9 protein-coding genes are annotated in these 13,310 nt (G+C 69.0%); 4 read left to right on the plus strand and 5 right to left on the minus strand.

Annotation, left to right across the window (positions count from 1 at the left end; genetic code table 11):
• Positions 1 to 95: 95 nt before the first annotated feature.
• Positions 96 to 3,767, plus strand: a complete 3,672-nt coding sequence (mfd, locus tag RIL96_RS07260; RefSeq protein WP_310548349.1) for a transcription-repair coupling factor — start codon at positions 96 to 98, stop codon at positions 3,765 to 3,767.
• Here the strand turns inward: mfd and RIL96_RS07265 are convergent.
• The 5 genes from RIL96_RS07265 to RIL96_RS07285 form a co-directional block, all read right to left on the minus strand.
• Positions 3,703 to 4,689: an acyltransferase family protein gene (locus tag RIL96_RS07265; RefSeq protein WP_310548350.1), complete on the minus strand. Its 987-nt coding sequence runs from the start codon at positions 4,687 to 4,689 to the stop codon at positions 3,703 to 3,705. The two genes, mfd and RIL96_RS07265, sit on opposite strands and share 65 nt — an antisense overlap.
• Before the next feature lie 36 nt (positions 4,690 to 4,725).
• Positions 4,726 to 5,004, minus strand: coding sequence for a hypothetical protein (locus RIL96_RS07270; RefSeq protein ID WP_310548351.1), 279 nt, complete (start codon positions 5,002 to 5,004; stop codon positions 4,726 to 4,728).
• Positions 5,005 to 5,033: 29 nt separating this feature from the next.
• Entirely contained in the window at positions 5,034 to 5,753 is a 720-nt protein-coding gene (deoC, locus tag RIL96_RS07275) for a deoxyribose-phosphate aldolase (RefSeq protein WP_310548352.1), read from the minus strand.
• An 87-nt stretch (positions 5,754 to 5,840) separates the two neighbouring features.
• The gene (locus RIL96_RS07280; protein ID WP_310548353.1) at positions 5,841 to 7,610 is read right to left on the minus strand and encodes a phospho-sugar mutase; all 1,770 of its coding nucleotides are present in this window, start codon (positions 7,608 to 7,610) and stop codon (positions 5,841 to 5,843) included.
• Positions 7,611 to 7,677: 67 nt separating this feature from the next.
• Positions 7,678 to 8,610 (minus strand): purine-nucleoside phosphorylase, encoded by a 933-nt coding sequence (locus RIL96_RS07285; RefSeq protein ID WP_445482782.1) that lies wholly within the window; start codon positions 8,608 to 8,610, stop codon positions 7,678 to 7,680.
• A gap of 599 nt (positions 8,611 to 9,209) precedes the next feature.
• On the opposite strand from RIL96_RS07285, the gene RIL96_RS07290 reads away from it, so the two are divergent.
• The 3 genes from RIL96_RS07290 (at position 9,210) to RIL96_RS07300 (ending at position 13,135) form a co-directional block, all read left to right on the plus strand.
• On the plus strand, positions 9,210 to 10,664 hold the full coding sequence (locus tag RIL96_RS07290; RefSeq protein ID WP_374761862.1) for an NAD(P)H-quinone dehydrogenase: 1,455 nt from the start codon (positions 9,210 to 9,212) through the stop codon (positions 10,662 to 10,664).
• A gap of 45 nt (positions 10,665 to 10,709) precedes the next feature.
• Complete coding sequence (locus RIL96_RS07295; protein WP_310548356.1) at positions 10,710 to 12,389, plus strand: DUF885 domain-containing protein; 1,680 nt, start codon at positions 10,710 to 10,712, stop codon at positions 12,387 to 12,389.
• Positions 12,390 to 12,508: 119 nt separating this feature from the next.
• Positions 12,509 to 13,135, plus strand: a complete 627-nt coding sequence (locus RIL96_RS07300) for a GNAT family N-acetyltransferase (RefSeq protein ID WP_310548357.1) — start codon at positions 12,509 to 12,511, stop codon at positions 13,133 to 13,135.
• Positions 13,136 to 13,310 lie beyond the last annotated feature (175 nt).

A 13,310-nucleotide genomic window follows, 5' to 3' on the forward strand; every position in this document is an offset into this window, starting at 1 on the left:
ACCATGCCGCGGTGAGGGGAGTATCCTTGTGGGGTCCTCTTCCGCATTCCCGCACCTGATGTGCACCTCTCGTCGAATCGAGGCGTCCCCTCCCCATGGCACTGACCGGCCTGCGCACCGCACTGACCTCAGAGGCCTCCGTCCGCCGCATCCGTGCCGCGGCCGGTCATCGAGCGGCCGAACGCACTGATGAGCTGCGGATCGCCGCCTCCCAGGGGCTGCGCCCGGCCCTGATCGCTGACATCGCCGAAGGAGTCCGCGATGCCGAGCACGGCGCGGTGCTGCTGGTGGTCACCGCCACCGACCGCGAAGCCAAAGCCCTGACCGTCTCGTTGGGTGCCTATGCCCCTGAGCTGCGCACCGCGCACTTCCCCTCCTGGGAGACCCTGCCGCATGAGCGGCTCTCACCCCGTTCAGACACAGTCGGGCGTCGGCTCGGCGTGCTGCGCCGGCTGGCCCACCCGGAACAGGCCGGTGCGCTCGACGTCGTCATCGCCCCGGTGCGTGCGGTGGTCCAGCCGCTGGTGGCCGGGCTGGGGGATCTCGCCCCGGTGCACCTGGAGGTCGGTGAGGAGCACGACTTCGACGCCGTCGTCGAAGCCCTCTCCGCCGCCGCCTACTCGCGGGTGGACATGGTCACCCGGCGCGGGGAGTTCGCCGTGCGCGGCGGCATCCTCGACGTCTTCCCGCCCACCCAGCCGCACCCGCTGCGCGTAGAGTTCTTCGGCGACGAGGTCGAACGGATGCGCTGGTTCTCCGTGGCCGATCAGCGCTCCCTCGACGAGGAGCAGGCCCCCGCCGTCCTCGACGCCGCGCCCTGCCGCGAACTGCTCATCACCGAGACCGTCCGGGCTCGTGCGGCCGTGATGATGCCCCAGATGCCCCACGCGACCGATATGCTCGCCAAGATCTCCGAGGGCATCGCCGTCGAGGGGATGGAATCCCTGGCCCCGGCGCTGGTGGAGACCATGGTGCCGCTGGTCACCGAGCTGCCCTCCGGCTCGCTGACCCTCATCGTCGAACCTGAACGCACCCGCGGCCGCGCCCAGGACCTGGCAGCCACCAACGAGGAGTTCCTCGCCGCCGCCTGGTCCGCCGCCCCCGACGGCGGCGCCGCCCCGCTGGACGTCTCCGCCCCCGAATCCCGCACCGAGGCCGCGCACCTGGCCACCGGGGCCTTCGCCAGCCTCGCCGAGACCCGCGAGGCCTCCCTCGACGCCGGCGCCGGGTGGTGGTCCATCACCTCCCTCGGCCTGGACGAGGAACTGGAACAGGACGCCGACGTCGTCTCCGTGGACTCCCGCGAACCCATCGGCTACCGGGGCAGCGTGGACGAGGTGATGCGGTTCCTCGCCTCCCGGCCCGCTGACCGCTGGTCCGTCGTCGTGACCACCGCCGGATCCGGTTCCGCAGCCCGGGTGTTGGAGCTGCTCCAGGACAACGAAGTCCCCGCCGTCTCCGCCGAATCCCTCGAAGAGCCGCCGCAGCCGGGGCGGATCACCGTGACCACCGCCGAGATCGGTGAGGGCTTCGCCGTCGAACCGCTGCAGCTGGCCCTTCTCACCGAATCTGAGATGCTCGGCCGCTCAGTCCGCGAATCCTCCTCCCGCCGCGGCGGTATGCCCGCCCGCAGACGCCGCAACCAGGTGGACCCGCTGGCGCTGAAGAAGGGCGACTACGTCGTCCACGAACAGCACGGCATCGGCCAGTTCGTCGAACTCGTCCAACGTCAGGTCGGCTCCGCGCAGGCGGTGCGCGCCGGCACCGCCGGGGTACGCGAATACCTCGTCGTCGAATACGCCGCCACCAAGCGCGGCGGACCCAAGGACCGGCTGATGGTGCCCACCGATCAGCTGGACCAGGTCTCCCAGTACGTCGGCGGTGACGCCCCCAGCCTCTCGAAGATGGGCGGCTCGGACTGGGCGCAGACCAAACGTAAGGCCAAGAAGGCGGTCAAGGAGATCGCCGGCGAGCTCATCCGCCTCTACTCCGCGCGCATGGCCACCCGCGGCCACGCCTTCGGCCCCGACACCCCCTGGCAGGCCGAGCTGGAGGACGCCTTCCCGCACGCCGAGACCCCCGACCAGCTGACCACGATGGACGAGGTCAAACGGGACATGGAGCGCGAAGTGCCCATGGACCGGCTCATCTCCGGCGATGTCGGCTACGGCAAGACGGAGATCGCAGTGCGCGCCGCCTTCAAGGCAGTGCAGGACGGCAAGCAGGTCGCCGTCCTGGTGCCCACCACAGTGCTCGCCTCCCAGCACCTGGAGACCTTCACCGAGCGGTTCGCCGGATTCCCGGTCACCGTGCGGGCGCTCTCCCGGTTCCAGACGGCGAAGGAGTCTGCTGAGGTCACCGCCGCGCTCGCTGACGGCAGCCTCGACGTCGTCATCGGCACCCACCGGCTGCTGTCCAAGGAGATCACCTTCAAGGATCTGGGCCTGGTGATCGTCGACGAGGAGCAGCGCTTCGGCGTCGAGCACAAGGAAGCGCTGAAGAAGATGCGCACCGACGTCGACGTGCTGGCGATGTCCGCCACACCGATTCCGCGGACCCTGGAGATGTCCATGGCCGGGATCCGGGAGACCTCCACGCTGGCCACCCCGCCGGAGGAGCGCCACCCGGTGCTGACCTACGTCGGCCCCTACACCGATAAGCAGGTCTCAGCGGCGATCCGCCGTGAGCTCATGCGTGAAGGTCAGGTGTTCTTCGTCCACAACCGGGTCTCCTCCATCGACCGCACCGCCGCGCGAATCCGCGAGCTGGTGCCGGAGGCCCGCGTGGAGGTCGCCCACGGGCAGATGGGGGAGGCCCGGCTGGAACAGATCATCCAGGACTTCTGGGAGAAACGCTTCGACGTGCTGGTCTCCACCACGATCATCGAGACCGGGCTGGACATCTCCAACGCCAACACGCTGATCGTCGACCGGGCCTCGACCTACGGGCTCAGCCAGCTCCATCAGCTGCGCGGGCGGGTAGGCCGCTCCCGTGAGCGCGCCTATGCCTACTTCCTCTACCCCGCGGAGAAGCCGCTCGGCGAGGTGGCCCTGGAGCGGCTGCGCGCGGTGGCGGCGAACAACGAACTCGGCGCCGGACTGCAGCTGGCGATGAAGGATCTGGAGATCCGCGGGGCCGGAAACCTGCTCGGTGGAGAACAGTCCGGGCATATCGCCGGCGTCGGCTTCGACCTCTACCTGCGTCTGGTGGGTGAGGCGGTGGCCGACTACCGCGGTGACACCGAGGTGAAAGTGCCCGAGGTGAAGATCGAACTGCCCATCGACGCCCACCTGCCCGAGGCCTATGTGCCCGGCGAACGGCTGCGCCTGGAGGGCTACCGGAAGCTGGCCGCCGCCGACACTGACGAGAAGATCGAGGAAGTCCTGGGCGAATGGCGGGACCGGTACGGGGAGCCGCCGGCGCCGGTGGTCAACCTGGAACGGGTCGCCCGACTGCGCAACACCGCCCGAGCGGCCGGAGTCACCGACATCGCCGTGCAGGGCAAGTGGATCCGGTTCTCCCCGGTGGAGGACCTGCCCGAATCCCGTCAGCTGCGGCTGGAGCGGATGTACCCGGGCTCGCAGCTGAAGGCCGGACTGAAGCAGCTGCTGATCCCGAAGCCCCTGACCTCCCGGGTCGGTGGTCAGGACCTGACCGACGGGCCGCTGTTGGACTGGCTGGTGCAGGTCTTCGAGGCGGTCCTCACCCCGCCGTCGGCAGCGGCCGCGGCAGCCCCGTCAGATACGGCGAGGCCCACGTCCGGTTGACCCATGCCCCCAGCGGCCAGCAGACGGCCAGGGCGAAGGTCATGGACAGCAGCGGATGGGGCACACCGAGCCCTGAGGCCGCCCACAGCACCAGCGGGTGGAGGAAGACGACGAGGGTCCCGGTGAGCACTAACTCCGAGACCACACGGACCGCAGGTGAGCTGCGCCGTAGCAGGGTGTCCACTGCGCTGGAGAAGATCAGCACCAGTCCGCAGCAGATGAGTACCGCCACAGCCGGTGAGAGCAGGTAGGTGCCGAACCCGGACCACTTCATGTTCATCGGAGCCACACCCAGGGCCACTGCAGCTATGCCCATCACGACGGCGGCCGGGCCGAGCACCGCCGGTGCCGGCACCAGATGATGCAGACGGCGGAACCACCAGCCGGCGAGCATATACGCTGTACACGCCGGAACCAGGCCCAGGCCCAAAAACGTGTAGGCCATCTGGGAATCCGGCAGCTCAGCCAAGGTCAGCCCGCCGACGGCGACGAGCACCCCCACCCACCAGGGCAGGGCGACGAGCACCCTCAGCAGCATCGCGGCGAAGAACATCACGGAGATGAACCAGAACGCCAAGTACGGCATATCGGTCATCGCCCCGCCGTGCAGCGCCCCGAGGATCACACCGTCGTCGAAGGCCGCCGGAGTGGGGGAGACGGCGAGCACCACCAGGCTCAGCAGCAGAAGCCAGCTCAGATAGGGGACGGCCAAGGTATGCCAGCGCACCTGCAGCTCGCCGACGAAGCCTCGTGAACCGGCGAAGAACCAGCCGGAGAGGAAGAAGAACAGCGGCATCCGCCAGATCTGGACGTACTCCTCGCCCGGCATCTGCGGATAGGCATGGCCCAGCACCACGGCGACCACGGAGAGGATCCGCAGCAGATCGACGCCGATATTGCGGACTCGCGCGCCCTGAGTCACCGGGTCAGAGTCAGTGCCGGGAAGAGTGTGTATACCTCAGTGGGAGGTGGTGGCGGCGTCGATCTGCGCGTGCTCGCGGTGCAGATCCTGCTGCTCGAGTGTGTCGGAGCGACCCATGACTTCCTTGGCGAGGAAGAAGGCGACGCCGTAGAGCGCGAGGAAGGCGAGGCCCGGCAGCCACACGTTCTCGAAGGTCCAGAAGCTCACGGCCACGATCGAGCCGACCAGGGCGCCGAAGGTGATGAGGAAAGCGATGAGGCTGCCCAGCAGGTTGCCCTGCCCGGAGTAGGCCTTGACCTTGCCGTTGCTGATCATGTGGTCCCCTTGGAGTGATGGTGCGAGTATCAGTAGGCGTCGCCGGAGCCCGCATCCGGGCCCGAGGCTGACGGGCGCCCTGCTGAGCCTACGATATCAAGCGAGGAGCTCGCCCCGAGGCGTGTTGCCCCCGCGGCGACGAAGGCGACGGCATCGGCATAGCTGCGCACCCCTCCCGAGGCCTTGACCCCCAGCCGTGGGGCGACCAGCCGGCTTATCAGCGCCACGTCCTCGACAGTGGCCCCGCCGCCGGAGAACCCGGTGGAGGTCTTCACGTAGTCCGCTCCCGCGGCTTCAGCGGCCCGGCAGGCCAGCTCCTTGGCCTCGTCGGTGAGCAGAGCAGTCTCGATGATCACCTTCAGCAGGGCGCCGGCATCGTGGACGACGGCGGCGATCGGCGCGATCTGGGCCTCAAGGGCGGCGCGGTCACCGGCTAAGGCATCGGCGATGTCGATGACCATATCGATCTCCGTGGCGCCGGCGGCCACCGCCTGCTCCGCCTCGCTGACCTTGGTCTGAGTGGTGGTGGCACCCAGCGGGAATCCGACCACGGCACAGGTGCCGACGTCGGTGCCGCTGAGTTCCGCGGCGACCAGCGGCACCCAGCGGGGGTTCACGCAGACGGAGGCGAAACCGTGCTCACGGGCCTCAGCGATGAGGCGACGTACGGTGGCTTCGTCGGTGTCAGGCTTCAGCGCCGTGTGATCGATGAGGGCCGCCAGCTCAGCGGCGGTGGGGGTTGAAGACATGGGTAGATACTCCTGGTGAGGTGGGAACGAATGCGGGTCCTGGGCAGGTGGGTGAGGAGGGCAGCGAGGGGGAAGGATCAGCAAGGATCAGCTCAGCAGGGCCTCCATCGCACTGCGCAGCTCCTCGAGCCGCCCTTCGGCTAGGGCGCGGGTCTCTGCGACGGCTTCCAGATAGCACTTCACCTTCGGCTCAGTGCCCGACGGCCTGACGATGACCCGGTCGCCCTGTTCGGTGTCGAAGATCAGGGCATCGGTCACGGTGGCCTCGTCGAACCGGGTACCCGGCAGCGGATCCTTCTGCAGGTCCAGAGCGGAGGTCACCGGGGAACCGGCGAGCTGTTTCGGCGGGGTGGCGCGCAGGGTGGCGGTGATCTCACCGAGCTGCGAGAGATGCTCAACCCGCACGGTGACCTGTCCGGTGACGAAGTGACCGGTCTCCTCGGCCAACTCGGCGAGCCGGTCGAACAGGGTCAGCCCGCGTGACTTCAGATCCGCGGCGAGTTCAGCCAGGACGACGGCGGCGGAGACCCCGTCCTTGTCCCGCACCGACGAGGGATCCACGGCGAAGCCGATGGCCTCCTCGTAGCCGAAACTCAGCCCCTTGACCCGAGCCAGCCATTTGAACCCGGTCAGGGTCTGGTGGTGCTCGACTCCGCGCGCAGCACACAGCGCACCCAGCTGCCGGGAGGAGACCACAGAGTTGGCCATCACCAGCGGCGCCCCCTCGGGAGCCTCCGGGCTCAGCGCCCCGCGGTCGAGGATATGGGCCCCGAGCAGCACACCGAGCTCATCACCGCTGAGCTGACGCCACCGCTGCCCGGCCGGGTCATAGGCGGCAGCTGAGAGCCGGTCGGCGTCGGGATCATTGGCGAGTACCAGGTCAGCCTCGTGCCGCTCGGCCGTCTTCAGAGCCAGATCCAGGGCACCGGGCTCCTCCGGGTTGGGGAACTCCACTGTGGGGAAGTCCGGGTCAGGGCGGCACTGCTCCTCGACCTCGATGACGTCGCGGAACCTGGCGTCCTTCAGCACGGCCCCGACCAGCTCGGCCCCGACGCCGTGCATCGCCGTGTAGACGATCCGCAGGTCCCGAGAGGGGAAGCGCCGACGGTCCACCAACGCCCCGGCGTTCCACCGGTAGCCCCCGCGGGCCATCCAGCCGATCTTCCACACCCTGGCAGGCATCGTGAGCATGTCCGAGGAGACGGGTTCCGCCGAGGGGCCAGGTGTGCTCAGCGTGTCCTCGACGACGGCGTTGATCACCTCGGCGATCTGCACATCCGTCGGGGCGGTGATCTGCGCGCCGACCCCGGCTCCGGTGGGGTCGACGAGCCGGGCCAGCCGTCCACCGAAGTAGACCTTATAGCCGTTGTCCTGGGGAGGGTTGTGCGAGGCGGTGACCATGATCCCGATGTCGGCGTCCTCGTAGACGACCTGCTGGGCGAGCACCGGAGTGGGCATGGGCCGGTCGAAGGCGGCGACCTGCCAGCCGGCCTCCAGGAATACCCGGGCGGTCTCCACGGCGAAGTCGAAGGAGCCGTGCCGGGCGTCGAAGCCGATGGCGACGGATCCTGTGCCGTCGTCGTCGCCGGTGGCCATTTTGGCCCGGGCGAAGTGGACCAGGCCCTGGGCGGTCTGCCGCACCACCAGGCGGTTCATCCGCAGTGGCCCCGGCCCCAGGGCGGCACGCAGCCCGGCCGTGCCGAAGGTCAGCCGTCCGGCGAAGAGCTCGCGGAGCGTGGCGGCAGCCCTCTCGCCGTCGGCGGAGTCGACCAGTTCCTGCAGCTGCTCGCGCGTGGTGGGGTCAGGGTCCAGGGCGATCCACCGGCGTACGGTGGTCAGCAGCTGGTCATCGCTCATCGGTGTCTCCGGATCGCTGGTTCGGGGCAGGGTCAGCTTCGAGTCGGGATCGGTTTCGGGTCTAGCGTCAGCTGCTGAGGGTGCGGCCGATGATCTCAGCAAGCAGCGCTGAGATCCGCGGGGCGGCCTCGCGTCCGGCGTCGATCACTTCGCGGTGGCTCAGCGGCTGCGGGGAGATGCCGGCGGCCTGGTTGGTGATCAGGGAGATGCCGAAGACCTCCATCCCGGCCGCACGGGCGGCGATGGCCTCCAACGCGGTGGACATGCCGACCAGGTCGGCGCCGAGGGCACCGGCCATGCGCACTTCTGCGGGAGTCTCATAGTGGGGGCCGGGGAACTGGGCGTAGACGCCTTCGGGCAGAGCAGGGTCCACCTCGCGCGCGATCTCGCGGATCCTGGGGGAGTAGAGGTCGGTCATGTCCACGAAGTGCGCACCGCGCAGCGGGGAGGTGGCCGTCAGGTTGAGGTGATCACGGATGAGCACTGCTGTGCCGGGCGCCCATTCTTCGCGCAGACCCCCGCAGCCGTTGGTCAGCACCATGGTCTTGGCACCGGCGGCCGCTGCGGTGCGCACACCGTGAGCGACGGCGTCGACGCCGCGGCCCTCGTAGTAGTGCGTGCGCGCGGCGATCACCAGGATGTGTGCGGTTGTGCCTCCCTCACTATCTCCCGCGCCGGCATTATCTCCCGCACCGGCACTATCTCCCGCACTGGCGCGGATGACCCGCAGCGTGCCGGCGTGCCCGGAGACGGCGGAGGCGTGGAAGCCGGGGATCTGCGCGGCGTCGATCTCGCAGACGGTCTCACCGAGCTGGTCGGCGGCCTCGCTCCAGCCGGAGCCGAGGGTGCAGGCCAGGTCCAGGGACTCCACACCGGCACGGGCGAGCAGCGCAGTGGCTGCCTCGGAGGCCAGCCGGTTCGCGGGAGCTTCGGCGTCGTTGGTGGGTGTTGTGGCGTCGGCGGGGATCGTGAGGGACTCGGCGGTGAGGTGCTGGGACATCCCGCCTGCGGTGGGTGCGCTGTGCTCAGTCATCGTCTCCCAATGTACCTGTGTGCCCGCAGCTCCGGTATGCCCGGCACCCCTGGACGCTCGAGCAGGCCCCCACCCGCCATCGAGGGAGAGAATTTGGTCCCGACACGCCGGTGTCCGGGACCAAATTCTCTCCCTCGACCAGCTCCCTCGACCAGCTCCCTCGACCAGCTCCCTCGACCAGCTCCCTCGACCAGGCGCCCCGACCGCTGAGCATCGAGGGAGCAAGAGTTGCCGTGACACGCTGAACCCGCCCCGATCCGCGCGGCAAGATTCTCTCCCTCAAGGCCTGGGGCGCCCGGGTTGCTCATCGAGGGAGAGAAATTCGCCTCAACACGCCGGTATTCGGGACCAGATTCTCTCCCTCGATGCTGGGGCAGGGGAGCCGTACGGCAGGCAGGTTCTGTGCCCGGGTCACCCAGGGTCGGCTCAGCCTGTGGTCAGGTCGCCCGGGGCTGATTTACCTAGGGCTGAGCCACCCCAAGACCGATTCACCCAGGCCGAGGAGCCTACGGACCAGCTCACCTCACGGGCCTCGGACTATGACTTGAGTCTCCTCAGTGGGCACAATGGGGAGCGTGACTTCTTCTGATGCTGGGAACCCATTCGCACCTGATCACATCGCCATCCTCGGAGGAGGTCCCGGCGGCTACGAAGCCGCGCTGGTGGCCGCCGACGCCGGGGCCAAGGTCACCATCGTCGAGGACAAGGGCCTCGGCGGCTCCGCGGTGCTCACCGACGTCGTTCCCTCCAAGACGCTGATCGCCACAGCTGACGCGATGCGCCGGGTCAACGCCTCAGTGGCCTTCGGCGTCCGGTTCGGCGAGCAAGGCGACGCCGACGACGACCAGTACGAGACCGAAGCCTGGGCCGACTTCTCCCGGGTCAACGAGCGGCTCCTGAAGCTGGCGCAGGATCAGTCACGAGACATCGAAGCCTCCCTGACCCGCGCCGGGATCACCGTGATCAAGGGCCGCGGCCGTCTGATCCCCCCGCGCAGCATCGAAGTCACCCCGCATGAGGGCGGCAGTTCCCACGTCATCGACGCCGACGCCGTCCTCGTCGCCACCGGGGCCAGCCCCCGCGAGTTGCCCACGGCCGTCCCCGACGGCGAACGCATCCTCAACTGGACCCAGGCCTACAGCCTCACCGATGTCCCCGAGCACATGATCGTCGTCGGCTCCGGGGTGACCGGCGCGGAGTTCGCCTCCGCCTACCGGCGGCTCGGCGCCGAGGTCACCCTCGTCTCCTCCCGAGACCGTGTGCTGCCCGGTGAGGACGCCGACGCCGCCGCCGTGCTGGAACGGTCCTTCGCCCGCGTCGGAGCCAAGGTCGCCTCGAAATCCCGCGCCGAATCGGTCGAGCGCACTGACGACGGCGTCCGTGTCACACTGAGCACCGGGGACGTGCTGGAAGGCTCCCACTGCCTGATGGCCGTCGGCGGGGTACCCAACACCACCGACGTCGGGCTGGAGGACTGCGGCGTCCAGCTCACCGGCTCCGGCCACGTCCGAGTGGACTCGGTCTCGCGCACCACCGCCAGCGGCATCTACGCCGCCGGCGACTGCACCGGTCAGCTGCCCCTGGCCTCAGTGGCGGCCATGCAGGGCCGGGTGGCGGTCTCGCACATGCTCGGTGACGCGGTCAGCCCGCTGAAGCTGCACCACGTCGCCTCCAACGTCTTCACCTCACCGGAGATCGCGACCGTCGGGGTCACCCAGTCCCAGGTGGATTCGGGTGAATATCAGGCCGATGTGGTCAAGCTGGACCTGGCCACCAACCCGCGGGCCAAAATGATGATGGTCCGGGACGGGTTCGTGAAGATCTTCGCCCGCAAGGGGTCAGGCACTACGATCGGCGCCGTCGTCGTCGCACCGCGTGCCTCGGAGCTGATCTTCCCGCTGGCGCTGGCAGTGACCCAGAAGATCCACGTCGACGACGTCGCCAAGACCTTCACCGTCTACCCCTCGCTGACCGGGTCGATCTCCGAAGCGGCACGACGACTGCACGCCTACGGAGGTTGAATCGGCGGGTCAGGCCTCAGTGGAGCCGGCGGCTACGATGACAGGATGAGCCCCGCACCGGAACCCTCGCGTACCCCCACCGCTGTCGACGCCTGCGCGGAGGACTATTTCGAGAGATTCCTCGCGCTGCGCCCGGAAGAGGCCACGATCCTCGGCCGCACCGGAGTCGAGACCGAATACGCTGACTATTCACCGGCCGGTGCCGAGGCGATGGCCGAGCTGGACCGTGCGACGTTGCGCGGTCTTGAGACGCTGCGCCCGGCCGATCACACCGATGAGGTCACCCTGCACGCGATGCGCGAGCGGCTGGGCCTGGCGGTGACGCTGCACGAGACCGGCCGCACGGAGCTGAACAACCTCGCCTCCGCACCGCAGGCAGTGCGCATGGTGCTGGAGCTGATGCCGCAGTCCAGTGACGCTGATTTCGAGCGCATCGCCGGGCGCCTGCACAACCTCCCCGGTGCCCTGGAGGGATACTGGGAGTCGCTGCGCGATTCTGCCTCCCACGGGCAGGTCCCTGCCGCGCGGCAGGTGAGCACCGTTGCCGGGCAGTGCCGTGACTATGCCAGCGCCGACGGCGCCCTGGCCGCTCTCGTCACCGCCGCCGAGCGGGCCGACGTCGATGAGGCCGTGAGAGATCGGGTGCTCGACGGCGTCGGGGCCGCTGCGGAAGCCTACGAGGCGCTGGCGGCCCGACTCGACGAGGAGCTGCTGCCCCAGGCTCCTCAGGCCGACGCCGTCGGCAGCGAGCACTACCAGCTCGTCTCCCAGACCTTCACCGGCACAGTGCTCGACCTCGAGGAGACCTACGCCTGGGGCTTGGAGGAGCTGGACCGGCTGGTTGCTGAGCAGCAGCGTGTTGCCACACAGATCAGCCCGGGAGCCGACATCGCTGAGGCCAAGGAGATCCTGGACGCGGACCCGGCTCGGCAGATCGAGGGTACTGAGGCGCTGCGCGCGTGGATGCAGGGCCTCTCCGACCGCGCCGTCGCCGAGCTCAAGGACACCCATTTCGACATCCCCGCGCCGATGGACCGGCTGGAATGCCTGATCGCTCCGACTCAGGACGGCGGCGTCTACTACACCGGACCCAGTGAGGACTTCTCCCGCCCGGGCCGCATGTGGTGGTCGGTGCCGCCGGGCGAGACCTCCTTCACCACCTGGTCCCAGACGACCACCGTCTACCACGAGGGTGTGCCCGGCCACCACCTGCAGATCGCCACGGCGACGATGATCCGGGACCGGCTGAACTCCTGGCGTCGCAACGGCTGTATGGTCTCCGGCTACGCAGAAGGCTGGGCGCTCTACGCCGAGAAGCTCATGGATGAGCTCGGCTATCTGCAGGATCCCGGCGATGCGATGGGCATGCTGGACATGCAGCGGATGCGCGCGGCCCGTGTGGTCTTCGACATCGGCGTCCACTGCGGGTTCACCGCCCCGGAGGCGTGGGGCGGGAAGGCCTGGACTGCGGAGACCGGCTACGCCTTCCTGCGACATCATCTGCCGGTGTCGCAGGGCGAGCTCGACTTCGAGTTCACCCGCTACCTGGGCTGGCCGGGCCAGGCGCCGTCCTATAAGGTCGGCCAGCGTGTCTTCGAGCAGCTGCGTGCTGAGCGTGAGGCCGCCGACGGCGCGGCCTTCGATCTGCGGGGCTTCCACACGGAGGTGCTGCAGCTGGGTATGCTCGGCCTGGATACGCTGCGCTTCGCCCTGCAGAAGGGGTGAACGGCGGCTCGATGGGATTCCTGCGGCGGTGGGGCTACGGGGCCAGGCGCGGCGGCGCTCGGCCCCGCCGGGATGAAGCCGTCAGGATGGTGAGGGCTCAACGGTCCTGGCCGGTGAGTGTGGACGCACGGACTCGGGTGGGCAGCGTGCTGCTGCGGCCGCTGAGCCTGGCCGATGAGCACCGCTACCTGGCCCTTCAGCTCCGCAACGAGGACTGGCTCGCCCCCTGGGCCGCCACCACTCCGGAGGACCCGCGGACCCGGCCCGATGCGGCGGGCTTCCGCGCCAGCACCCGTGCCCTGCTTGCCCAGGCCCGGCGCGGGGCCTCGATACCCTGGCTCATCTGGTTCGCGCCGGATTCCCCCGATGCACCAGAAGGTGCCGATGCGTCGGAAGGGACGGGCCAGTTCCGGTTGGTCGGCCAGCTCACCGTTGGGCCCATCGTGGCAGGCTCGGCACGCAGCACCAGCATCGGCTACTGGATGGATGAGGCCCATGCCGGACGCGGGATCATGACCACGGCCGTGGCCGCAGCCATCGATCACCTCTTCGACGTCCGCGGGCTGCACCGCGTGGAGATCGCGATCCGCCCGGAGAACCTGCGCAGCCTGCGGGTGGTGGAGAAGCTCGGTCTGCGTGAAGAGGGGCTGCGGCGGCGGTGCCTGCACATCGGCGGGCAGTGGGCCGATCACCGGATCTTCGCGATCACCGCCGAGGAGCCGCGCGGCTGGACACTCCCGGCCTGAGTCTCGAGGCGTCAGGACCAGCTCTCCTGCATGGACGGTCATGATGGAGGGCCACGATCCACGGTCACGATCGCAGTCAAGATCCAGGGTCACAGCTCGCCTCTGAGGAGCTGTTTCTGGACACCCGCTGCCCAAAGGTGGAAGGACCCTGGGAATCCATTAGGATGGGCTGAAG

The organism is Nesterenkonia aerolata (genome assembly GCF_031470965.1).
Taxonomy (GTDB): domain Bacteria; phylum Actinomycetota; class Actinomycetes; order Actinomycetales; family Micrococcaceae; genus Nesterenkonia; species Nesterenkonia aerolata.